Annotated in this window: 20 protein-coding genes; 5 read left to right on the top strand and 15 right to left on the bottom strand. The window is 67.8% G+C overall.

Going from position 1 to position 22,384, the window contains the following annotated elements:
- The first annotated feature begins 458 nt into the window (after nt 1–458).
- Nucleotides 459–1,577: a lipase family protein gene (locus AB0I35_RS03655; protein WP_357394174.1), complete on the top strand. Its 1,119-nt coding sequence runs from the start codon at nt 459–461 to the stop codon at nt 1,575–1,577.
- Here AB0I35_RS03655 and puuE read toward each other — a convergent pair.
- The 9 genes from puuE to uraD all read right to left on the bottom strand — a co-directional run bounded on the left by puuE (nt 1,533) and on the right by uraD (nt 11,859).
- Nucleotides 1,533–2,477 (bottom strand): allantoinase PuuE, encoded by a 945-nt coding sequence (puuE, locus tag AB0I35_RS03650; protein WP_357394016.1) that lies wholly within the window; start codon nt 2,475–2,477, stop codon nt 1,533–1,535. The two genes, AB0I35_RS03655 and puuE, sit on opposite strands and share 45 nt — an antisense overlap.
- Nucleotides 2,474–3,436 (bottom strand): allantoicase, encoded by a 963-nt coding sequence (gene alc / locus AB0I35_RS03645; RefSeq protein WP_357394014.1) that lies wholly within the window; start codon nt 3,434–3,436, stop codon nt 2,474–2,476. The genes puuE and alc overlap by 4 nt, the downstream gene beginning before the upstream one ends.
- Nucleotides 3,433–4,683 carry an aldolase/citrate lyase family protein gene (locus AB0I35_RS03640; protein WP_357394012.1) on the bottom strand — a complete coding sequence of 417 codons (1,251 nt, stop codon included), beginning with the start codon at nt 4,681–4,683 and terminating at the stop codon, nt 3,433–3,435. Before AB0I35_RS03640 ends, alc begins: the two co-directional genes overlap by 4 nt.
- On the bottom strand, nt 4,680–7,667 hold the full coding sequence (locus AB0I35_RS03635) for a molybdopterin cofactor-binding domain-containing protein (RefSeq protein WP_357394010.1): 2,988 nt from the start codon (nt 7,665–7,667) through the stop codon (nt 4,680–4,682). Before AB0I35_RS03635 ends, AB0I35_RS03640 begins: the two co-directional genes overlap by 4 nt.
- Nucleotides 7,668–7,728: 61 nt before the next feature.
- Nucleotides 7,729–8,574 carry an FAD binding domain-containing protein gene (locus AB0I35_RS03630; RefSeq protein WP_357394171.1) on the bottom strand — a complete coding sequence of 282 codons (846 nt, stop codon included), beginning with the start codon at nt 8,572–8,574 and terminating at the stop codon, nt 7,729–7,731.
- A 227-nt stretch (nt 8,575–8,801) separates the two neighbouring features.
- Nucleotides 8,802–10,163, bottom strand: a complete 1,362-nt coding sequence (locus AB0I35_RS03625; protein WP_357394008.1) for an 8-oxoguanine deaminase — start codon at nt 10,161–10,163, stop codon at nt 8,802–8,804.
- Complete coding sequence (gene pucL, locus AB0I35_RS03620; RefSeq protein ID WP_357394169.1) at nt 10,160–11,032, bottom strand: factor-independent urate hydroxylase; 873 nt, start codon at nt 11,030–11,032, stop codon at nt 10,160–10,162. Before pucL ends, AB0I35_RS03625 begins: the two co-directional genes overlap by 4 nt.
- Before the next feature lie 24 nt (nt 11,033–11,056).
- A complete protein-coding gene (gene uraH / locus AB0I35_RS03615) occupies nt 11,057–11,374 on the bottom strand; it encodes a hydroxyisourate hydrolase (protein ID WP_357394006.1) in 318 nt (105 codons plus the stop codon).
- A complete protein-coding gene (gene uraD / locus AB0I35_RS03610; RefSeq protein WP_357394004.1) occupies nt 11,371–11,859 on the bottom strand; it encodes a 2-oxo-4-hydroxy-4-carboxy-5-ureidoimidazoline decarboxylase in 489 nt (162 codons plus the stop codon). The genes uraH and uraD overlap by 4 nt, the downstream gene beginning before the upstream one ends.
- A gap of 125 nt (nt 11,860–11,984) precedes the next feature.
- Here uraD and AB0I35_RS03605 point away from each other — a divergent pair, with 125 nt between their 5' ends.
- From AB0I35_RS03605 to AB0I35_RS03595, 3 genes are all read left to right on the top strand, one after another.
- Nucleotides 11,985–12,581: an NTP transferase domain-containing protein gene (locus AB0I35_RS03605; protein ID WP_357394002.1), complete on the top strand. Its 597-nt coding sequence runs from the start codon at nt 11,985–11,987 to the stop codon at nt 12,579–12,581.
- 15 nt (nt 12,582–12,596) lie between these two features.
- Nucleotides 12,597–13,616, top strand: a complete 1,020-nt coding sequence (locus AB0I35_RS03600) for an XdhC family protein (RefSeq protein WP_357394000.1) — start codon at nt 12,597–12,599, stop codon at nt 13,614–13,616.
- A 242-nt stretch (nt 13,617–13,858) separates the two neighbouring features.
- Nucleotides 13,859–14,872 carry an alpha/beta hydrolase family protein gene (locus AB0I35_RS03595; protein WP_357393999.1) on the top strand — a complete coding sequence of 338 codons (1,014 nt, stop codon included), beginning with the start codon at nt 13,859–13,861 and terminating at the stop codon, nt 14,870–14,872.
- A 56-nt stretch (nt 14,873–14,928) separates the two neighbouring features.
- Here the strand turns inward: AB0I35_RS03595 and AB0I35_RS03590 are convergent, their stop codons facing one another.
- The 5 genes from AB0I35_RS03590 to AB0I35_RS03570 all read right to left on the bottom strand — a co-directional run bounded on the left by AB0I35_RS03590 (nt 14,929) and on the right by AB0I35_RS03570 (nt 19,039).
- Nucleotides 14,929–15,588, bottom strand: coding sequence for a TetR/AcrR family transcriptional regulator (locus AB0I35_RS03590; RefSeq protein ID WP_067484741.1), 660 nt, complete (start codon nt 15,586–15,588; stop codon nt 14,929–14,931).
- 74 nt (nt 15,589–15,662) lie between these two features.
- Nucleotides 15,663–16,001, bottom strand: coding sequence for a DUF3349 domain-containing protein (locus tag AB0I35_RS03585; RefSeq protein ID WP_067979280.1), 339 nt, complete (start codon nt 15,999–16,001; stop codon nt 15,663–15,665).
- Nucleotides 16,002–16,011: 10 nt separating this feature from the next.
- Nucleotides 16,012–16,293 (bottom strand): hypothetical protein, encoded by a 282-nt coding sequence (locus AB0I35_RS03580; protein ID WP_357393997.1) that lies wholly within the window; start codon nt 16,291–16,293, stop codon nt 16,012–16,014.
- Between the two features lie 13 nt (nt 16,294–16,306).
- Complete coding sequence (locus AB0I35_RS03575; protein WP_357393995.1) at nt 16,307–17,470, bottom strand: inorganic phosphate transporter; 1,164 nt, start codon at nt 17,468–17,470, stop codon at nt 16,307–16,309.
- Between the two features lie 63 nt (nt 17,471–17,533).
- Nucleotides 17,534–19,039, bottom strand: coding sequence for an ATP-dependent DNA ligase (locus AB0I35_RS03570; protein WP_357393994.1), 1,506 nt, complete (start codon nt 19,037–19,039; stop codon nt 17,534–17,536).
- 94 nt (nt 19,040–19,133) lie between these two features.
- Here AB0I35_RS03570 and ramB point away from each other — a divergent pair, with 94 nt between their 5' ends.
- Nucleotides 19,134–20,540 carry an acetate metabolism transcriptional regulator RamB gene (gene ramB / locus AB0I35_RS03565; RefSeq protein WP_357393992.1) on the top strand — a complete coding sequence of 469 codons (1,407 nt, stop codon included), beginning with the start codon at nt 19,134–19,136 and terminating at the stop codon, nt 20,538–20,540.
- Between the two features lie 3 nt (nt 20,541–20,543).
- Here ramB and AB0I35_RS03560 read toward each other — a convergent pair whose 3' ends face one another.
- Nucleotides 20,544–22,373 (bottom strand): acyl-CoA dehydrogenase, encoded by a 1,830-nt coding sequence (locus AB0I35_RS03560; RefSeq protein ID WP_357150261.1) that lies wholly within the window; start codon nt 22,371–22,373, stop codon nt 20,544–20,546.
- Nucleotides 22,374–22,384 lie beyond the last annotated feature (11 nt).

Genomic DNA, 22,384 nt, shown 5'->3' with positions numbered 1-22,384 from the left:
AACAACCGGCGGCTGAACGCTTTCGGTTGCACGGTTCGTACTGCTGAAGCAATTTGCAGGCTTGCTAGGACTAGCTAGGGCCTGAGGGGTGTACTTCCAAACAATGGCACACCCGGAAATAGCCGTCTACCTGTTGGTTGTGTGAATCTCAGCTAGGTTTGCCGCCGCTGTTGCTAACTTTGCGAAATTTGCCCTGTGATTGCAAGCACTGCGGCTACCGATGGGTAGTGCTGACCAGGAGTTTTAGCATAACGCCCGTACTGTTAGCGATCTTCGGCCGGGTGGGTGCCGACGCCCTCGAGCCTTCCAGGCTGTGAGTCGTTTCACACACCACGCCGGGCATCGATCATGTGCGTGTCGTCACTTCGCAACCCCCGGCCGGCGTGTCACCCCGGTGGCGCACGGGGCAGAATCGGGCTGTCCGACGAAGGGAATGAGGGACCGTGCGCAAGTCGAGGATGCTGACGATCGCGGCGATGGCCGCGCTCACCGTGCTGCCGGCCGTTCCGGCGCACGCCGAACCCACCGGCGGACAGGTCGTCTCGGTGGAGGCCCTGCCGGCCGCGGCGACGCTGCCGGGTTCGGCCCGCGCCGAGCGGTTGATCTACCGCTCGACCACGGCGGGCGACCAGCCGACCACCACCAGTGCCGCCGTGTACTTCCCCCCGGGTGAAGCGCCCGCGGGCGGTTGGCCGGTGATCGCCTGGGCACACGGCACCGTCGGCCTCGGCGACGACTGCGCCTACAGCGTGGCCGGTCCCGCCGCCGTCGAACGCGACTGGGCCTACCTCGGCACCTGGCTGAAGCAGGGCTACGCCGTCGTCGCGGCCGACTATGCCGGTCTCGGCGGTCCGGGCGAGCACCCGTATCTGAACGGGGTGGTCGAGGCGCGCAATGTGGTCGACGCCGTGCGCGCCGCGACCGTGCGATACCCGTCGCTGTCGAACAAGTGGGCCGTTGTCGGCCAGTCGCAGGGCGGCGGCGCCGCGGTGTTCACCGCCCGCTACGCCACCGAGTTCGGCGGCCCCGAACTCGACTATCGCGGTGCCGTCGGCACGGGCGTACCCGCCTACATCGAGGACGTCATCGGCCTCGTCGGCCCGGGTGTGCCCCCGATCGCCCTGAGCTCGCACCTGACCGCCTACGTCCTGTACATCCTCAGCGGCCTGCGCACCACCTACCCCGACCTCGGCATCGACGGCCTGCTCACCGACACCGGCCGCACCTGGCTCGAGCGCGCCCAGACCGCCTGCATCGGCCCCCTCGGCGACGAACTGGCCGCCACGAAACCATCGGTGGGCAGCATGTTCGCCCGCCCGCTGTCGTCCATCCCGAACCTGCGCGGCCTGCTCGGCGAGTACATGGGCCTGCCCGAATCCGGCTACGACCGCCCGCTGCTGCTGGCCCAGGGCCTGCGCGACACCGACGTCGTCACCCCCGCGACCCTGCGCTACTTCGCGGTGCTCGAGGCCAACCGCCAGCCGGTGACCACCCGCACCTATCCCACCGACCACGACGGCACGGTCAACGCCTCACTGGTCGACTCGCTCCCGTTCGTCCGGGACCTGTTCGCCTGATCCGGGCGGATGCGTCGTTCGCCAGTGCTCGGCGATGTCGATGCGGCGCGTGATCCACACGTTCTCGTGGCATTGCACGTGGTCGAGGAAGCGTTCCAGGGCAGCGGTGCGGGCGGGACGGCCCGCGATGCGGCAGTGCAGGCCGATCGAGAGCATCTTCGGGCTGCCCTCGGTCCCTTCGCGGTACAGCACGTCGAATGCGTCGCGCAGATGGGCGTAGAACTCCTCGCCGGTGGCGAAGCCGGCGGGCGAGCAGTAGCGCATGTCGTTGGTGTCGAGGGTGTACGGGACCACGAGGTGCTGCTGCCCGCGCACCGTGGTCCAGTAGGGCAGGTCGTCGGCGTAGGAGTCGGCGTCGTAGACGAAACCGCCGTGCTCGACGACCAATTCGCGGGTGTTGGGTGAGTCGCGGCCGGTGTACCAGCCGCGTGGCGGCTCACCGGTGAGGTCGGTGAGGACGCGCACGGCCTCGGCCATGTCGGCGCGTTCGGTGTCGCGATCCACGAGCTGATACGACTGCCAGCGCAGACCGTGGCAGGCGATTTCGTGGCCGAGTTCGAGGAAGGCCGCGACCGCTTCGGGATTGCGTCGCATCGCGCGGGCGACCGCGAAAACGGTGAGCGGGATATCGCGCCGTTCGAAGGCGCGCAATATTCGCCACAGGCCGGCGCGTGAACCGTATTCGTAGAGCGATTCCATGCTCATGTGCCGGTTCGGGAAGGCTTCGGCCGGTGTCATCTCGGACAGGAAGGTTTCCGAATGCGGTGAGCCGTCGAGGACGTTGTTCTCCCCGCCCTCTTCGTAATTCAGCACGAATTGCACGGCGATCCGCGCGCCGCCGGGCCATCGCGGGTCCGGCGGCGTGCGGCCGTAGCCGATGAAGTCGCGTGGCCCGCTCATGCGGACAGCTCGCCGTAGAGCCGCAGGCGGGCCAGGCCGCCGTCGGGGTAGATGTCGAGGCGAACCTCTTCGACCGACGCGCCGGCGGGCGTGAGGGCGAACCGGTGGCGGGTGTCGGGGAGCAGGTCGGTGCGCGCCATGATCTCGACTTCGGTTCCGTCGCTGGTGAAGCCGGTGAGCGAGGCGGCGCCGGGGCTGTTGCCGAGGAAGCAGGAGGTGTCGATTTCGGCGAGCCGAATGGCGCCGGGACCCGCGAGTTTGATGCGCACCCAATCGTTTCCGTCGTCGCGGCGGCGCGCGGTTTCCCAGCCGTCGCCCATGACGCGCGCCTGGCCGGGGTAGAGCAGTTGGTTGGGTGAGCTGTAGAAGCGGTTGGAGCAGTCGAGGATCAGGGCGCCGTTCTCGAGGGCGGCCAGGTCGAGTGGGCCGAGGCCGAGCAGTGCCGGGTCGGGTCTGCCCTCGCCGTGGATCCGGAGCCGGGCGACGCCACCGTCGGGGTGCATGGTGAGTTTGACGTGGGTCCAGCGGTTTTCGTCGTCGACGGCGAACGGGGTCCGGCAGTCACCCGCGACCTTCACGCGGTCGAGCAGCGGCACCCAGTCGGTGCGTTCGGCTATCTGCTCGGCGGTGGGGTAACCGTCGATCGCCAGCGCCGAGACCGACACCTCGGGCGGGTAATTGCCCTTGAACCAGGCGGTGTCCACCACGATGCCGCGGATCACGCCCGGCACGCCGAGGCGGACGATGGCCGCGTCGTCACCGGGCTTGCCGCGGTGGCGGCGGGTTTCCCAGCCGTCGTAGATCTGGCCTTTGTGCCCGAATGTCGCGGGCCGGTATTCGGGCGGGCCGGGGTTGACGAGGTTTTCCTTCTCGGCGAAGAACTCGTCGTTCGCCCAGATCACCGACCCGCCGAGCGGCCGGACCGCCAGGTCGGGCAGGTGGGTGAAGTCGTCGGTCATCGGATCTCCCGTGCTTCGGTACTTTCTCGGCTCGACCACCGGCGGGTCATCAGGTCGGCAAGTGTCCGCTCGGTGAGTTCCGGTGCGCGGGTGCGCAACTCGTCATCGCCGACCGCACCGCAGCGCAGGGCGCGCACCACCGTGGTCGACAGGGCTTCGGCGGTGGCCGGTTCGTCGACCACCCCTTCCTGGCCGCGACCCAGGTAGGCCCGCAGGCGTGGGACGGCCACATCGGTGGCGGTACGGAAGAAGTTGTGGGTGGCCAGCCAGCGGGTGACCAGGTGGCCGGGGTGCATGTCCCAGCCCTGGTAGTAGCCGCGGCGCAGAGCACGTTCCACCAGGCGGTAGTGATTGGTGAAAGCGAATTCGGGATCGCTGCCCGGCACGATCTGGGTGGAGCCGTCGCAGATCCACACACCGGTCTGGGCGGCGGCGACCTGCATCACCGTCTTGGCGTGGTCGGCGGCCGGATGGTCGAGCGCCTGGTCGGTGGCGGCGATTCCACAGGCGGCGGTGTAGTCGTAGGTGCCGAAATGCAGTGCACTGCAGCGGTTGTCGGCCAGGGCAAGCATGCGGGCGATGGGGGCTGTGCCGTCGGGGGCGATGATCGCCTGCGGGCTTTCGATCTGCAGTTCGAAGCGCAGGGTGTGGTCGGGAAGTCCGTGGGCGCGTTCGATGCCGGAGCAGATGTCGACAATGGCCGAGACCTGCTCGGCGGCCCTGATTTTCGGAACGGTGAAGACGAACCCGGGTAATAGGTCGGCGACGCCGTCGAGTACCAATTCCAATGTTCGCAGCGCTCGCCTGCGTTCGTCCTTCGCCAGCCCCTTGATCCGGATCCCGAACGAACCGGGTGCGCCAGGCTTTTCGGCCAGCAATGCCACGGTCTTTCCCGCTGCTGTCGCGGCGGCGTCTTCCACATCGTCGGCGCGGAAACCGTATCCGTCCTCGAAATCTATCCGCAGGTCCTGCACCGGTCGAGCGGATAGGCCCACCCGGACCGCGGGAAGGGAATCGGTGGTGTCGAGACCGGCGAGGAAGTCGGCATGGCGATTCAGCAGTTCCAGCGCGGTGGCGCCCCATTCCGCGGGGGTGTCGGCGGTGGCGCGGTCGGCGGGGACATACACCGTGTGCACCGGTTGAATCCGCGTCCCCTGGCCGGGATATCGCAGCCGCAGCTCCGCGTCGACGGAATCGAGGACTGCGTCGACGCGTGCCCGGATATGTTCGGGCAGTCGGGTATTCACTCGGCCGTTCCTTTCCTCGCGAGCCGCCAGATCCGGTCGGCGGTCATCGGCAATCGGTCGGGTCTGACATCGATGGCGTCGCGGATCGCGTTCGCCAGGGCCGGGGCCACCGGGTTGTAGGGTGACTCACTCATCGATTTGGCGCCGAGCGGGCCGAGCGCGTCACTGGTTTCGGCGAAATACACCTCCGTGCGTGGCAGGTCCGCGAATTGCGGTACGTGATAGTGCCGCAGGGTGCGGGTGGTCATCACACCGGCGTCGGTGCGCATGTCCTCATAGAGCGCGGTGCCGATGGCCTGCGCCACACCACCTTCCACCTGACCGCGCAACTGCACCGGATTGAGCACGGTGCCCGCGTCGGCCACCTGGATCGATTGCAGAATTCGCACCTCACCCGTCGCGGGACGCACGGCTACCCGGAAAGCGTGCACGTTGAAACTCACCGAACGCGGTGTGCCCGAATGGGTTCCGTGAGCGCTGAGGTCGCCGTCGGCGAGGAGTCGCGCGGCGGTGACGAGTTCGTCCCCGCAGCGCACACCGTCCGCCTCCAGCACGCAATCCCGTTCGGGATGGCCGCTCACCTTGGCCGCTCGCGCCAGCATCATCGCGTGCAGTTCCAGTGCGGCGGCGTAGGACGCCTTGCCCGCGACCATGGTGCCCGTCGAGCCGAAAGCGCCGGTGTCGTGCCCGACCAGGTCGGTGTCGGATTGGCGGATCACGATCCGGTCGGCGGATGTCGCCAGGGCGGTCGCGGCGAGCTGGGCGTGGACGGTGGTTGTGCCGTTGCCGAATTCGGCTGTGCCCACCCGCATCTCGTAGCGTCCGTCGACGAGCAGGCGCGCTGACGCGTCGGCGTGATGGCCGCGAGGTGGAACGGTCGCGATCATCGCCACGGCCGTTCCCACGCCGACGCGCCAGTCCGGGCCGGGCGCCTGCGCGCCGTTGCCGCGACGCAGCGCCCGCTGGGCGGTGTCGAGGCACTGATCCAGGCCGTAACTGCCGAAGGTGAGGTCGCTTTCGTCGACTTCGGCGCCGGTGAAGCGGTCGCCCGGAACGACCACGTTGCGCCTGCGGAACTCGAACGGGTCGATGTCGAGCCGGCGGGCCAGTTCATCGATGGCGGATTCCACGCCGAAGATCACCTGACCGAGCCCGTAACCACGGAAGGCGCCGGAGGGAATGTTGTTGGTGTACACCGCTTGTGCGTCGACCTTTTTGTTCGGGCACCGGTAGACGGCCACCGATTCGCCGACGGAATGGAACAGCACACCCGCGCTGTGGTTGCCATAGGCGCCCGCGTCGGCGAGCACGTCGACCGACAATGCGGTGAGCAGCCCATTCTTGTCGGCGGCGGCGGTGACCGCCACGCGCATCGGGTGACGGCAGGTGGCAGAGGTGAATTCGTCGGTCCGCGTGAATTCGTATTGCACCGGATGCCCGGTGCGCAGGACGGCGAGCGCGATGAGGTCTTCGACCAGCATTTCCTGTTTGGCGCCGAACCCGCCGCCCACCCGGGCCGCGAATACCCGCACCCGGTCACGGTCTAGGCCGAACAGGTGGCACAGTTCGTCCCGAACCAGGAACGGAACCTGGGTGCTAGTGCGTAGTACGAGCCTGCCGTTGTCGTCGAGCCAGCCGATTCCGCCGTGCGTTTCCAGGTGCACGTGCTGCACGCGCGGTGAATGCCAGACACCACGGACCACACGCGCCGCTTCTTCGATACCACGATCGAAATCGCCGACACCACCGTGTATTTCCGCGATCACGTTGCGTTGCGGGTCGGCGATACGCGCGGAATCCGACTTGTCCCCGTGCAGCTTCGGCGCGTCGTCTCCGAGCGCCTCCGTCGGCTCGAACACAGGGGGCAGAACGTCGTACTCCACCCGCAACGCCCGCACCCCCGCCCGCGCCGCATCGAGAGTCTCCCCCACCACCGCCGCGACACGCTGCCCCACGAAACGCACCGTGCGATCGAGGACGAAGGTGTCGTCGGGATCGTCCTCCCGGAATTCGTGCCGTGCCGTGGAAAACGCCACCCCCGGTGCGTCTGCCGCCGTCAGCACCGCCCGCACGCCGGGCACGGCCGCCGCCTCCGCGATGTCTATCGACACCACCCGCGCATGCGCGTGCGGGCTGCTCAACACGGCGATATGCCAAGGCGCCACCCCCGGCCCCCGCTGGTCCCCCACCGCGATATCGAACGTGAAAGCCTCCCCACCCCGCACAACCCGCTCCCCAGCGGGCGCCCCCACACCCTTCCCGACCTGCCCCGCCCCGAACTGCTCGCCCCGCACCAGCTCCGCGACCGCGTTCACCTCGCGGCCCGCAACCGCCGGGCCCTCGCCCACGGACACAGTCGTCACGCCCTCGACCCTCCACCGATGCCCATCGTCCGGAGGCACGGAGGAGGCATCGCCAGGCACTCCGACTCGTGCCTCCACACCGGGGGGCCGTTCAACGGCGGCATCGCCAGACACTCCGACTCGTGCTTCCGCACCGGGAGGCGGTTCAGGGGTGGCGTCACGAGTTGTGCACAGTGGTGCACACGCGGTGAGGGCGTCGGTAATGGCTCGGTAACCCGTGCAGCGGCACAGGTTTCCTTTCATCAACTCCGCGCGCTCATCCTCGGTGATTTCCGAATCGGTGCGGTTACGGAGTAACCCGGTGGCGGTGACGACCATTCCGGCGGTGCAGAAGCCGCATTGGAATGCGGCATTGTCGACGAAACTGCGCTGCACGGTGTTCGGTCCGGCTTCGCCGGAGAGTCCGGCGGCGGTGGTGACGGTGCTGTCGGCGGCGCGGTGGGCGGGGATCAGGCAGGAGTGGACCGGGGCGCCGTCGAGCAGGACCGAGCAGGCGCCGCAGTCGCCGGAATCGCAGCCCTTCTTCACCGCGAGAGTGCCCTGCTCCCGCAGGAGGGTGCGCAGGCACTGGCCCGGCCTGGGCGCCGTTTCCACGACGCGGCCGTCGACTTCTAGCCGCACGGTCCACCTCCCTCGTACCGGATCGCCGGCTCGGGCACACCATCGACGCTTGTCGCCGGGTTCACGACCGACCCTCCGCCAGGTCGGCGACAACCTCGGCCGCCAGCAGGTGGGTAACGTGCCTGCGCCAGTCCGGTGCGCCGTGTGGATCGTCGAACCAGATGTTCGGCGGGATCTCGGCGAGCGCGGAGGCGAGCTCGTTCACGTCCGGCGGTCCGTCGAAATCCAGGACGACAGGACGGGTCGTCGCCGCCGTGATCGTCAGCGCGCAGGCATCCGTTGTCCGCCTGCCCATCACAACGGAACCGGAACGTCCGAGTGGAGCCAACGCGATCTTCCGAAAACTGGTGTGCGCGTGTAGATTCCGCAGCGGCACGACAAAGGAGCGGATCACCGATCCCGACGGCAACACATTCATTCCAGGGCCGGTCACGAACTCGCACAACGCGATTCGCCGTTCACCACCCGCATGCGGCCACACCACCGCGTGAGCGTCGAGCGCGACCAGCGCACCGAGTACGGCACCGGCGGGCAGGGAAAGGCATACGTTTCCGCCGACCGTGGCCGTGCGCCAGATCTTGTGCGAGGCGAGCAGCGCCCGGCACGCCTGCGCGAACAATTCCGTCCCCGGCCAATCCGGCCGCAGGGTCTTCGAGCCGAGTTCCCGACCGGGACGCGCACCGGCGAACTCGGCCAGCGTGCAGGTCGCGGCGATTTCGAGACCCTCGGCGGTCTCGACGAGCGGCGGCCAGCCCAGCGTGGTGATGTCGATCAGCCGGTCGAGATGATCGTGCGGTTCGGAGTAGAGAAAGGTCCCGCCGGCCAGCACCGCGCTTCCCGCCCCGACCTGCGCCAAATCGGCACGCCGGCGAGCGAGCACCACCTCCCGCACGGTATCCAGATCCACATCCACCTCGCTTACCTCACCAGCCACACTAGGGGCGGCGAGTTGCCACGATGTTGCGCGACACCCACTCGGGATTGCGCCACGGTAAACCCGATATCCACCCTCCAGTGTGCCCCGCCACCCGCATACCGCACCTGGTCGCTCGATCACCACGCCGTGGTGGCGGGATCGGCCGAGTAGGTCCCGCCACCACCGCGTGGTGATCTTGATCGGGGCGTTCCGGGGGATCAGGCTCCGGCGAGGAGGGTGGCCTGGGCCTGGGCGACATCGGCGCCCACCGCCGCTTCGTCGACCGTGGTGACCACGGTGTCGCGGACCACTTCGCGACCGTTCACGAACAGGGCCGCCAGTGGCGGCGCGGAGCCGAGGATCAGGGCGACGACCGGGTCTTCGATGCCCGCGTGGGCGGGGGTGTCGAGGCGCCAGAGGGCGAGGTCGGCGAGTTTTCCGGGTTCGATCGAGCCGATGTCGTCGGCCCGGCCGAGGACGCGGGCACCGCCCATGGTGGCGAGTTCGAGTGCCCCGCGCACCGTCATGGCCCGGGGGCCGCCGACGGCGCGAGCGTAGAGGAGGGCGTTGCGTGGCTCCTCGATCAGCGAGCTCGACTCGTTGCTGGCCGCCCCGTCGACGCCGAGGCCGACGGGAATGCCCGCCGCGACCAGGTCGGCGGTGCGGGCGATACCCGCGCCGAGACGGCCGTTGGAGGTCGGGCAGTGGGCGATGCCGGTGCCGGTGCGAGCCATCGCCGAGATCGCGTGGTCGTCGAGGTGCACGCCGTGGGCGTACCAGACGTCGTCACCGAGCCAGCCGAGCCGTTCCATGTACTCGGTTGGCGCGCAGTCGAAACTCTCGCGGCAGAAGTCCAGCTCATCGACGGTTTCGGCGAGGTGGGTGTGCAACCGCACCCCGGCCGAGCGCGCCAGGGCGGCCGATTCGCGCAGCAGATCGGCGGTCACCGAGAACGGGGAACAGGGGGCGAGGCCGATGCGCACCATGGCGTCGGGCGAGGGGTCGTGCCACTGCTCGATCGCGGTGGTGCTCGCGGCGAGGATGTCGTCGATGGACTCGACCACGTCGTCGGGCGGGAGCCCGCCCTTGCTCTGCCCCAGGTCCATCGACCCGCGCGTGGGATGGAAGCGCAACCCCACCTCGGCGGCGGCCGCGATCTCGGCGGCGAGCAGGTCACCACCACCGTGCGGGAACAGGTAGTGGTGGTCGGCGGAGGTGGTGCACCCGGTACGGGCCAGCGACACCAGAGCGCCGGTCGCGGCCACCCGCACCGACTTCTCGTCGATCCGCGCCCACACCGGGTACAGGGTTCTCAGCCATTCGAACAGGGTGCTGTCGGCGGCGAGCCCACGGGTGATCCACTGGTAGAGGTGGTGATGGGTGTTCACCAATCCTGGTGTGAGCAGGCAGCCCCGCCCATCGATCCGCGCGGTCTCCGGACCGAACACCGGTGCCGCACCTTCCCCGAGCGCATCGATCCTGTTGCCACGCACCGAAACCCACCCGCGCCGATACTCGGTCCCGGACGCATCGACAGTGACTACCGCACACCCGTCGACAACCAGATCCGGCCCGCTCATGCCGACCACGCCGTTCCGGCATCGGGTGCGTCGGCACGCTGCAAGGTCGCGTGGATCGAACCGTAGGGGCGGTCGGCGGCCCAGAACACCTCGCCCTTGTTCTCGATATCGAAGCGGTCGAGGTCGTAGTCGAAGTGGTGTTTGTTCGGGGCCGCGAGGCGGATCTCGGCGAGCATCGGGAAACGTTCCAGCACAGCGGTTCCCATCGCGTAGAGAGTCTGCTGCAGGGCGCGGGAATAGGTGGTGGCGAACAGTTCCAGCAGGGTGGCGCGGATCCCGGCGAACACCTCGTCCCAGTCGATGCCGTCGATTTCGGCGAATCGCCAGTGCACGTCGAGGGAGGTGGCCAGGACGCGATCATTCGTTGGCGCCAAAGTGGTGTATTCGTCGACGAGGAAGTCGGCGAATTCCGACCCGGTCGACTTGAGCAGCACGAGATCCTTGATCCCGCCGAGCAGCCAGGTCCCGGCATCGGCGGCCGTCGCGGCCACGATGCGCACCTCGGGCCCCTGCCGCACCCAGGTGTGATCGTGTTCGGCACCGTTGATCGAAACCCGCTGCCAGCCATAGGATTCGACATCGACGCGAGCACTGCTGACGGGCTCGACGGTCTCGTGGAAATGCCTCGCCAACGCGATCGCGTAATCCTCGACAGTGTCGAGGCCGACCTTCTTCGCGAAGGCGAACGCCGTGTTCTTCTGCGTATCGGTCGGCAGTACCTGCCGCTGATCGCCCTCGGTATAGGCCGCCTCGAAGTCACCCCGCAGGGTGGTCGTGACATTCACATCGCGGATCTCGTGGCGCGCGTTCTCCTTGTAGAACCGCACCACCCGGTTCTCGGCCTTGCCGTATCGGTTGTCGGTCAACATGATCGGGCCGGTCAGCGCCACGGCTCAACTCCCTCGGTAGGTCGAATAGGCGAACGGCGAAAGCAGCAGCGGCACATGCAGATGCGCTTGCTCGCCGACGGTGAAAGCGATACAGACCTCCGGGTAGAACGTCTCGACGCCCTGGGCCGCGAAGTAACTGCCGGTATCGAAGTACAACTGGTATTCGCCCGGATTGAGCCCTGCGGCGAGCTCTTTCACTCGCCCGTCGGCATCGGTCAATGCCTCGGTGAGCCGCAACTCACCGCGCACCAACCACACGGCGACCCCCTCGGCGGGGACTCCCCGTACGGCATCGAGCACATGCGTGCTCAGCCCGGTCATGACGCCACCAGCTGTGTCAGGCGCAGCCGATTGATCTTCGCCAATTCGTCTCGCATAACCCGCCTTTCGGTCGTCGGATCGTTGTCCAGTCGAGCCCGCAGCACGGCGAGCAGTTCCTCGCCGCCGCGACCTGCCGCACACACCAGGTAGATGTGCCCGAACTTCTCCTCGTAGGCCCGGTTGCCCTCGGCCAACCGGGCCCGCACGCCGTCGCCGGAGACACCGGACTGTTCGTGCGCGGCCGTGCCGGTGGCCCGCTCACCGATGCGGGGATGCCCGGCGAGCGCGGCGTCGATCTCGGCCTCGCCGAGAGCGTCGAGGGCCGCGTCGGCGGCATCGAGCAACGACACCACGCTGACATAGGGCCGGGCGGCCGCGAGGGCCCTCGCCCAGCGCGGCGACGAGCAACAGGCAAGCAATGCCTGCTCAGCGGCATCGGCGGGCAACGAGTTGAAGCCCGCGAGTCCGATCGCTTCCCTAGTCATCGATCCAGCATCTCCCCGATACCGGCGGCCCGCCACTCGAGCCGACCGCCGACGTACCCGTGTCGTCGCCCGCGCGCTCCCCGGCCGTAATCGACCGGCAACATTGCGCCATTACCTTCACCTGCATGCCCCGGATCGAAGCGCTCACGCAGGACTCGTGCGCGGGCATCGTCCTCGCGGCGGGCGCCGGAACCCGCTACGGCAAACCCAAGGCACTCGCCGAAAACGGTGCCTGGCTCACCGCCGCGATCACCGCGTTGCGCGACGGCGGCTGCGACCCGGTGATCGTGCTGCTCGGTGCCACCGGACCCGACCCGGCGGCGCTGAACCTGCCGCCCGGCACTCGGTGGCACTGGGTCGCCGACTGGGCCACCGGGCTGTCGGCGACGGTGCGCGCGGGGTTGGCCGAGGCAGCGCGGGCGGGTACCCGATATGTGGCCTTCCGCCCCGTCGACACTCCCGATATCGGTGCCGAAGTGGTGGCCCGAGTGCTCGCCGCGGCCCGCGCGAGCGAGAGCGGATTGGCTCGTAGTGTGTTCCACGACACTCCGGGCCATCCAGTTGTGATAGAGAACAAGCACTGGGAAGCCATTTACGCTGCAGCCGTTGGGGATGCGGGTGCAGGTTCCTATTTGGGCACCCGACACGATATGGTGTGCGTCACGTGCGACGACTTGGCGACAGGGACCGATCGCGATTTCCCGGTAGTCGGCGCACGGTGATCGGAGATTTGAGATATGCGCGATATCGTCGATGACCTTCTGCGAGTGTGGCATTCGGGCGCTACCGGTGGCCTGGCAACGGTAGTCCGCACGATCGGAACCAGCGCCCTGCCGATCGGATCGGCAATGCTCGTCACCCCCAATGGCGGCGTCTTCGGATCCATCGCGTCGGGCAGGCTGGAAGAAACCGTGTACGAGGCGGCGATGGAAGCCGCGCGCACCGGTATCCGGCAACTACGCCGCTACAGCATGCTCACCGGGCTGGAATCGTCCTCCGACGACGGCACCCTCGTCGACATCTTCGTCGAACCGTTCTCCTGCCGCGATTTCCCCGAATTCCCCACCGTCGCCGCCGACATTCAGGCCCATCGCCGGGTCACCGTGTTCACCGTGGTGTGGAACCAGGATCCCGACGTCATCGGCCAGCACCTGATCACCGACCGCAAACACGCCACCGAGCTGGTCGCCCTCCCGGAGTCGGACCTGTTCGTCGCCTCCTACTGCCCGCCGCCGCGCCTGCTCATCTTCGGCGCCAACGCCTACGCCGCCACCCTGTCCGCCCAGGCGCGGATGATCGGCTACCGGGTGAGCATCTGCGATTCGCGCCCCGAGTTCGCCGACCCGGCGTCGTTCCCGGGCGCCGAGGTGGTCGTCGACTGGCCGCACCGCTACCTGAACACGCTGTCCGCCGCAGGCGAAATCGACAGCAGCACAGGCATTGTCGTGCTCGCCAACGAGCCGCGCTTCGAGATTCCGCTGCTCACCGTGGCTCTTCGCCTGCCCGAACTCGGCTATCTCGCGGCCCTCGGCACTCCCGCCGACCAGGCCCGTCGCCTCGACGACCTGCGCGCGGGTGGCTTCGACGAGCCGACCCTGGCCCGGCTGCACGTCCCCGCTGGCCTGGAATCAGGCCCGCGCACCCCGGCCGAAACCGCCGTATTCATCACCGCCGACTTCCTTGCCTCGCGCGCGGGCCTTCGCCTGGCCGCGCACCGTGATTTCGGTAACTCGTCCTCGGTGGGTCTGGCAATCTAGTCCGTGGCGAGAACAGCCGAATAACGGCGCCTGTTATCGCCGGTATTTCCGATTCACCTGCGCGTATTTTCGCGCCGCTGTGTCCACGGATTGGGACTCGTAACAGTTTCACTCCGACGGAGGACATAGAGTATCGGAGGATCTGACAGCCCTATCGTCACCGGGTGACTTAGCTCGGGCGGCGAGGGGACCCACTGCGATGACGGCGCCGACACGGCCCGTGGACTGGAACCGACTGTTCGATGAAACTTTCTGCACTACGAAATGTCGCCGCGCTGCGTACGACGGCCGTGGCCCTGACCGCCGCCATGTCGGTGGCGGCGCTCGCCGGTGGCGCCTCGGCCCAGCCGGAGAAGGCGTCCTCGGTGACCTCGGTGGTCAAGGAAGGCCGCACCTGGCACCTGAAGGTGTACTCGGCGGCGATGAAGAAAGACATCACCATCGACGTGCAGCGCCCCGTCGACGAGTCGCAGCCCGCGCCCAACTTCTACATGCTCAACGGCCTCGACGCCGGTGAGGGCACCGCGAGCTGGGCCGCGCAGACCAACGCGCTCGGGTTCCTCGCCGACAAGCAGGTCAATGTCATCCAGCCCATCGGTGGTCGCGGCAGCTACTACACCGACTGGAAGCAGGAAGACCCCAAGCTGGGTCTGAACAAGTGGAAGACCTTCTTCACCGAGGAGCTCCCGCCGCTGCTCGACAGCACCCTCAACTCGACCGGCCTGAACGCGCTGGCCGGCCTGTCCACCTCCGGCACCTCGGTGCTGCAGCTGGCCGAGGCCAAGCCGGGCCTGTTCAAGTCGGTGGCCGCCTACAGCGGTTGCGCGCAGATCGCCGACCCGCTGGGCAAGCAGGCCGTCAAGTTCTCGGTGGAGACGTGGGCGGGCGGCAAGACCGCCAACATGTACGGCGCCGACAACGACCCGGCCTGGGTGGAGAACGACCCGGTCATCAACGCCGAGAAGCTGCGCGGCACCAACCTCTACATCTCCAGCGGTAGCGGCATGCCGTCCAACGCCGATGTCGAGTACTACCTCAGCAACGCCCCCGGCCCGATGGGTGTGATCAACCTCGGCCTCGGTGTCGGCATCGAGGCGGCGACCAACGCCTGCAGCCAGAACCTGAAGGCCAAGCTGGATTCGCTGAATATTCCGGCGACCTACCAGTTCACCCCGATGGGCACCCACTACTGGCCCTACTGGGAGCAGGCGCTGCACGATTCGTGGCCGCTGCTCGCCCAGGGTATGGGTATCTGATTCGCGGTAAACGTCGAAACGGGAGGCGTCCTTCGGGCGCCTCCCGTTCTCGTTCCTCAGGCCGTGCGCGCGGGCAGACCGGAACGGATGAAGTAGGCGATCTGATCGCAGATCTCGTCGACCGAGATCGCGTCGCCCGGCACGGTGGCGTGCACCATTTCCTGGGCGAGCGAAGTGACCGCGCCGATCAGCGCGAGGGTGAACAGGTGAAAACTGCGCGAGGGCGCCTCACCGCGTTCGGCGGCGCGTTGCGCCTCCCGGGTGAGCAGCGCCGAAATCGAACGCCGCTGCGCGCGCCGCCATTCCTCCACCGCCGGGCTCACCCCGACGATCTCCACGTAGAAAACCCGTGCGGCCCGCCGATCCCGGCAGGTCACCGAGAGAAACGCGCGGAAACTTTCCACCACGCGCACCACGAGCGGCTGTTCACGGGTGCGGTCGAGGGCTTCGTCGAGTCGTTGCAGCGCGGCGGAATTGAGCCGGTCGACCAGCGCGATGAGCAGCGCTTCGCGGCTGCCGATGTCTTCGTAAAAACTGCGTGTCGACACATTCGCAGTGGCACACAATCGTTCGATCGAGGTCGACGAATAACCACGGGTTCCGAACAATTCCAGTGCCGCGTCGGTCAAACGGCTCCGGCGTAGGGCAATTCGCTGCTCGCGCGACAATCCACCATAACTTCGACCACTCTCGACTTCTGCCGCACGCCGTACCACCCGTGCATGCTAGCGCGCGAACGGCACGAATCCGGTGGAATCGTCAGCCACCAATTCTATTGGCACACGGCGAATTACTCGGAGTCGTCGATCGGTTCGGCCAGCGGCCAGCCACCGGCCGCCAGGTGCGAAGCCACCCGCGACACATCCTCGGCGGCGGGCTGCTGTTTCGCGAAATCGGCGACAGCGGCCGCGATCTCGGCGTGGCTGATGGATTCGCGGTTCGGATTGGCCGCGATCAGCTGTTCGCCGATGGCCACCACCTCGTAATCGGTGAGGTTGCGGTGCAGCACCGCGAACAGCGCGACATAGTCCGATTGCGGAATGCCCTGCGGGTAGCCGGCGCGCAGCCAGCCGAGCACCCGCGACATCAGACCGGGCCGTACCGGTGGGGTGGATGACGAGTCGGTCATTGGTCCTCGCTCAGGATTGTCCGAACAGGTGGATGCCGAACTGGTACGCGATGAAAGCCTTTGCCGTGAACAGGATTCCGCAGATCACCAGCACGACGATGAGAACGACGCAGATCAGTGCGCCCGCCAGGGCGAGAGGGTTGCGCCGCACCCGCCCGTCGGCGTCGACGGTTTCGCCGTTGGCCCACCAGCGCACGGCGAAGGCGAAGACGGCGGGCACGCCCGCGCCGAGGACGAGGGCGGCGATCAGCACATCCCACAGTTCACGCAGATTCAGCCACAGTGTGTGCATGGGCGGTGTCCTCCTATTCCGGCCGCGGGTGATCGGGTTCGGCCGAGGCCCATTCCTCGTTGACGTTGTGGTGGTCGACCGGGTCGCGGCGCGAGCGCAGGTAGATCGCCAGCGCTCCGAAGACCAGTATCGCGAACACCACGAGCACTCCGGCCAGCCCGCCGATCAGATGCGCCACCAGCCAGCAGATCGCGCCGACCACGCCTGCCGCGGGCAGTGTGAGCATCCATGCGACAACCATGCGGCCCATCACCCCCCAGCGCACCTCGGCGCCCTTACCGATGCCGGTGCCGAGGATGGCGCCGGTCGCGGTCTGCGTGGTCGACAGCGGCAGCCCGAAGTGCGCGGAGGTGAGGATGATCGCCGCCGACGTGGATTCGGCCGCGAGGCCCTGCGGCGACTCGATCTCGACCAGGCCCCTGCCGAGGGTCCGGATGATGCGCCACCCGCCCAGATAGGTGCCGAGGGCGATGGCGAAGGCACACGAGGCCATCACCCACAGCGGCATGTGGTCATCGGCGTCGATCGAGCCGTAGGCCACCAGCGCGAGGAAGATGACGCCCATCGTCTTCTGCGCGTCGTTGGTGCCGTGGGCGAGCGAGACCAGCGAGGCCGACCCGATCTGGCCCCACCGGAAGCCCTCGTCGGTCTTGTCCCGGCTCACCCCGCGGGTGATGCGGTACACCAGGTAGGTGCCGATCGCGGCGACCAGCGCGGCGACCACCGGCGCCAGCACCGCGGGCAGCACGATCTTCACCAATACGCCCTCGGTGCCCGACACCCAGATGACGCCGCTCCAGCCGAGCGCGGCGAGCGTGGCGCCGATCAGCCCGCCGAACAGGGCGTGCGAGGAACTCGACGGCAGACCGAGCAACCAGGTGAACAAATTCCACAGGATGCCGCCGACGAGCCCCGCGAACACGATCACCAACAGATCCTGGCCCTGCACCTCGTCGAGCCGCACGATCCCCTTGGCGACGGTCGCGGCGACGGCCACCGAGAGGAACGCGCCGATGAGATTCAGCGCACCCGAGATCGCCACGGCCGTCTTCGGCTTCAACGCACCGGTGGCGATAGAGGTCGCCATGGCGTTGGCCGTGTCGTGGAAGCCGTTGGTGAAGTCGAAGACGAGAGCTGTGACGATGACGATCAACAGGACCACAAGTTCGGCGCTCACCCGAACAGTGTGTCGTATCGCCGTCGCGGATTGCCGCAGTGTTGCCCCCAAAGTCGTGGCGGGTCAGCGTCCGCCCAGCGCACGCACGGTTTCGATGGTGTCCGCCTGGGCGGGTTCCTTGTCGGGGCGGTACCGCAGCACCCGGGCGAAACGCAAGGCGACGCCGCCGGGGTATCGAGTGCTCGTCTGCACGCCGTCGAGCGCGATCTCGACCACCAGATCCGGGCGCAGATACACCGTCTGGGCGTCGCGGTGGGTGGCGTGCCGGGGGAATTCCTCGGTCTGCCAGCGCAGCAGTTCGTCGGTGAGGCCCTTGAAGGTCTTACCGACCATCACCGGTTCGCCGGTGTCAGGGTCGAGCGCGGCCAAATGCAGGTTCGACAGGAATCCGGTGCGGCGGCCGTAGCCCCACTCGGCGCCGATGACCAGCAGGTCGAGAGTGTGCGCGGGTTTGACCTTCTGCCAGGCCTTGCCGCGCCTGCCCGCGGCGTACGGCGCTTCGAGCGACTTGACCATCACGCCCTCGTTGCCGACGGCGAGCGCGTCGTCGTAGCACTCGGCGGCCGCCTCGGCGTCGGGCGCGACCAGTGCCGGGATGGCGTGTTGTCCGGCCACCCGGTCCAGTGCGGTGCGGCGCACGCGCAGGGGTTCGTCGAGCAGGTCTTCGCCGTCCAGGTGCAGGCAATCGAAGAAGTACGGGTGCAGCAGCAGTTCGCGCGTGTCGCCGACGGTGGCGAAGCGGCTCATCGTCTCCTGGAACGGGCGCGGGCGACCGGCGTCGGTGAGCGCGAGGGTCTCGCCGTCGAGCACCACGCTCGTGCAGTCGAGGCCGCGAACCAGCTCGACCAGTTCGGGTACGCCCGCGGTGATGTCGCGCAGGGTGCGGGTGAACACCCACACCTGCTCCCCCGCCCGGTGTACCTGGATGCGGGCGCCGTCGAGTTTGTGTTCGACGCTCACCTGCGGGCCGAGTTCGGCCAGCGCCTCGTCCAGTGAACCGCCCGGAGAGGCGAGCATCGGCGCGACCGGCCTGCCGACCTCGAGACGAAAATCCCGCAGCGCGTCCTCGCCGCCGGTGATCGCGGCGACCGCGGCGGCGGGCAGGTTCCCGGAGAGCATGTGCGCGCGGCGGATCACGTCGACGCCGATGCCGGTGGATCGGGCCAGGCCCTCCACCACCTGGGCAGTGAGCGCGCCCTGGCGCAGTTCGCCGGTGAGCAGCCGGATCAGGAAGGACTGTTCCGCTTCGGCCGCAGCCGTGAACAGCTCGGTGAGTATTTCGCGGCGGCTGTTGGTTGAACTCACGCCCTTCAGCCGGGTGAAGTAGCCGTCGACCTGTTCGACCGTGAGTCGGGCCTGATCGCTCGCCGCCGCGCCCAGCCCGGTGACCGTTCGCCACCCCACACCGATCCGGCCCTGGGTGAGTTCACCCGACAACCAGGCGACGACAGTGCCGATCTCCGCCGGACCCGCGGCCGAGAGCAACGCGGCGAGGGCGGCGGTCTTCTCCTTGCGCGACCGGGTTGCCCTAACCTGCTCCGAGGTCGCGACGACATCGCTGAACAGCACCGTTCGACCGTAGCGCGCGGGTGTGACACATCGCTCAGCACACGCTGCTAAGAATCGGTTGGCAACCCTGCGAAAGCGCCCATAAACTGGACATATGGCCAAGACCTATGTCGGTGCGCGGCTGCGCCAGCTGCGGACCGAGCGTGGGCTGAGCCAGGTGACGCTGGCCCAGAAGCTGGAGATCTCGGCCAGCTATCTCAACCAGATCGAGCACGATGTGCGGCCGCTGACGGTTCCGGTGCTCACCCGCATCAACGAGGTCTTCGGCGTCGACCCCACCTTCTTCTCCGCGCAGGACGACACCCGGCTCATCGCCGAACTCCAGGAAGTCGTGATGGATGCCGAGCTCGGCATCGAGGCCGACACCAAGGAGATCGCCGACATGGTGTCGGCGCACCCGTCGATGGCGCGGGCCCTGGTCGCCATGCACAACCGGTACCGCAACACCAGCGCCCAGCTGGCCGCCGCCACCGAGGACCGTTTCGCCGACGGCTCCGGCAGTGCCGCGATCAGCAAACCGCACGAGGAAGTGCGCGACTACTTCTATCAGCGCCAGAACTACATCCACGAGTTGGACACCGCCGCAGAGGATCTCACCGCGCGCATCCGCTTCCACGGCGGCGAGGTGAGCACCGAGATCGCCCGGCTGCTGCGCTCGCACGGCGTGCGGATCAGCGAGCGCATCGACCTCGGCGAGGGCGTGCTGCACACCTACGATCCGCAGACCAAGCAGCTCGAGATCTCCCCGCATCTGTCCGGCGGACAGCGGACCTTCAAACTCGCCGCCGAGCTGGCGTATCTGGAATGTGGGCCGCTGCTCGAAAAGCTCGTCGAGGAAGGCAATTTCGCCTCCGACGCGTCACGCAAGCTGGCCATGCTCGGCCTCGCCAACTACTTCGCCGCCGCGACCGTGTTGCCGTACAACCACTTTCACGAAGTAGCCGAGGACTTCCGCTACGACATCGAGCGGTTGTCGGCGTTCTTCTCGCAGAGTTACGAAACCATCTGCCACCGCCTCTCCACCCTGCAACGCCCGTCGCTGCGCGGTGTCCCCTTCTCCTTCGTCCGGGTCGACCGCGCGGGCAATATGTCGAAACGTCAGTCCGCCACGGGTTTCCACTTCTCCGCCAGTGGTGGCACCTGCCCGCTGTGGAACGTCTACGAGACCTTCGCCTATCCGGGCAAGATCATGACCCAGATCGCCCAGATGCCCGACGGCCGCAAATACCTCTGGGTCGCGCGCACCGTGGAGCGCCGCGCCACCCGCTACGGCCAGCCGAGCAAGACCTTCGCCATCGGCCTCGGCTGCGAACTACGCCACGCCTCCCGTGTCGTCTACGCCGACGGCATCGACCTGGGCGAAGCCACCGCCACCCCCATCGGCGCGGGCTGCCGAGTCTGCGTCCGCTCCAACTGCCCCCAACGCGCCTTCCCCCCACTGGGCAAGTCCCTCGACATCAGCGAACACCGCAGCTCCGTCTCCCCGTACCTCATCAAGTAGCGCTCAGAAGGCCTCTTCCGGGATGGCCATGATGTCGGTGTCGAGGGCGGCCAGGACGGAGCGGGTTGCGGTGAGTTCGGGGAGGACGTTCTTGGCGAAGAAGGAGGCCACGGCTACTTTGCCCTGGTAGAAGGGGCGGTCCTTGGCGGAGGATTCGCCGGTGAGGGCGGCGGCGGCGATTTCGGCCTGGGCGAGCAGGCGCCAGCCGATGAGCAGATCGCCGACGGCCATCAGGAAGCGGACCGAGCCCAGGCCGACCTTGTAGAGCTCGGCGGGGTCTTGTTGTCCTGCCATGGCGTAGCCGGTGAGGGTGGCGGCCATGGCGGCAACGTCGGACTGGGCGGTGCGCAGCAGGGCGCGTTCGGTGGCGAAGCGGCCGGAATCGTTGGCCAGGAACGCGGTGATCTGGGCGTTGAGGTGGCCCATCGCGGCGCCGCCGTCGCGAATGATCTTGCGGAAGAAGAAGTCCTGGGCCTGGATGGCGGTGGTGCCCTCGTAGAGGGAGTCGATCTTGGCGTCGCGGATGTACTGCTCGATGGGGTAGTCCTGCAGATACCCGGACCCGCCGAAGGTCTGCAGCGATTCGGTGAGCAACTGATACGCCCGCTCGGAGCCGACACCCTTGACGATCGGCAGCAGCAGATCGTCGATGCGGTGCGCCATCTCCGGGTCGGCACCCGAAACCAGCTGCGCCACATCCACATTCTGATGCGCGGCCGTGTAGAGGTACACCGCCCGCAGCCCCTCCGCGTACGCCTTCTGCATAGCCAGCGACCGGCGCACATCGGGATGGTGGGTGATGGTCACGCGCGGTGCCGTCTTGTCGGTCATCTGTGTGAGATCCGCGCCCTGCACCCGCGTCTTGGCGTATTCGAGCGCGTTCAGGTACCCGGTCGACAACGTGCCCGACGACTTCACCCCGACCGTCATGCGCGCGTTCTCGATCACCTTGAACATCTGCGCGATCCCGTTGTGCACCTCACCCACCAGCCAACCCTTGGCGGGCACTCCGGTGGCACCGAAGGTGAGTTCGCAGGTGGGCGAGGATTTGATGCCCATCTTGTGCTCGAGCCCGGTGACGTACACACCGTTGCGGTCGCCGATCTCCATGGTGTCGGGGTCGAAGAGGAACTTCGGCACATAGAACAGCGACAGGCCCTTGGTGCCCGGCCCCGCGCCTTCGGGCCTGGCCAGCACCAGGTGGAAGATGTTCTCGGCCGCCTCGCCCACATCGCCACCGGAGATGAACCGCTTCACCCCTTCGATGTGCCACGACCCGTCGGGCTGTGGGATGGCCTTGGTCCGCCCGGCGCCGACATCGGAGCCCGCGTCGGGCTCGGTGAGCACCATCGTGCCCTGCCAGCCGCGCTCGAAACCCCCACGCGCCCAGCGCTTCTGCTCCTCGGTGCCGATCTCGTAGAGCACCGAGCCCATGAGCGGGCCCATGTTGAAGAAGCTGGCCGAGGGGTTGGCACAGATGATGAGCTCGTTGATGGCCCACAGCAGCACGTTGGGCGCGGGCGTGCCGTCCATGCCCTCGGGCATGCCGAGCCGGTACCACTGCGCCTCGTGCACGGCGGCCACGGTCTTACGCAGCGGCTCGGGCACGGTGATGTCGAAGGTGTCGGGGTTGTAGGTCACCGGGTTGCGGTCGGCCTCGGCGAAGGTCTCCGCGATCGGGCCCTCGGCCAGCCTGCGCACCTCGTCGAGGATGTGGCGCACCGTGTCGGAGTCCAGGTCGCCGTAGGCACCGGTGTCGAGGAGCTTGTCGAGCCCGAGTACCTCGAAGAGATTGAATTCGATGTCACGCACGTTGGCCTTGTAGTGCCCCACTGGGCTCCTCC

This window comes from Nocardia sp. NPDC050378 (assembly GCF_040655675.1).
GTDB classification, from domain to species: domain Bacteria; phylum Actinomycetota; class Actinomycetes; order Mycobacteriales; family Mycobacteriaceae; genus Nocardia; species Nocardia coubleae.
The sequence above is the reverse complement of the archived record's forward strand: the minus strand, read 5'-3'. Positions and strand labels throughout refer to the sequence as shown.

Coding starts and splice junctions, on each gene's coding strand:
- uraD (WP_357394004.1), bottom strand. CDS start 11,859: ATGACTAGGGAAGCGATCGGACTCGCGGGCTTCAACTCGTTGCCCGCC.
- AB0I35_RS03600 (WP_357394000.1), top strand. CDS start 12,597: ATGCGCGATATCGTCGATGACCTTCTGCGAGTGTGGCATTCGGGCGCT.
- AB0I35_RS03655 (WP_357394174.1), top strand. CDS start 459: ATGCTGACGATCGCGGCGATGGCCGCGCTCACCGTGCTGCCGGCCGTT.
- AB0I35_RS03580 (WP_357393997.1), bottom strand. CDS start 16,293: ATGCACACACTGTGGCTGAATCTGCGTGAACTGTGGGATGTGCTGATC.
- puuE (WP_357394016.1), bottom strand. CDS start 2,477: ATGAGCGGGCCACGCGACTTCATCGGCTACGGCCGCACGCCGCCGGAC.
- AB0I35_RS03625 (WP_357394008.1), bottom strand. CDS start 10,163: ATGAGCGGGCCGGATCTGGTTGTCGACGGGTGTGCGGTAGTCACTGTC.
- AB0I35_RS03585 (WP_067979280.1), bottom strand. CDS start 16,001: ATGACCGACTCGTCATCCACCCCACCGGTACGGCCCGGTCTGATGTCG.
- ramB (WP_357393992.1), top strand. CDS start 19,134: ATGGCCAAGACCTATGTCGGTGCGCGGCTGCGCCAGCTGCGGACCGAG.
- AB0I35_RS03595 (WP_357393999.1), top strand. CDS start 13,859: ATGAAACTTTCTGCACTACGAAATGTCGCCGCGCTGCGTACGACGGCC.
- uraH (WP_357394006.1), bottom strand. CDS start 11,374: ATGACCGGGCTGAGCACGCATGTGCTCGATGCCGTACGGGGAGTCCCC.
- AB0I35_RS03605 (WP_357394002.1), top strand. CDS start 11,985: ATGCCCCGGATCGAAGCGCTCACGCAGGACTCGTGCGCGGGCATCGTC.
- pucL (WP_357394169.1), bottom strand. CDS start 11,032: ATGTTGACCGACAACCGATACGGCAAGGCCGAGAACCGGGTGGTGCGG.
- alc (WP_357394014.1), bottom strand. CDS start 3,436: ATGACCGACGACTTCACCCACCTGCCCGACCTGGCGGTCCGGCCGCTC.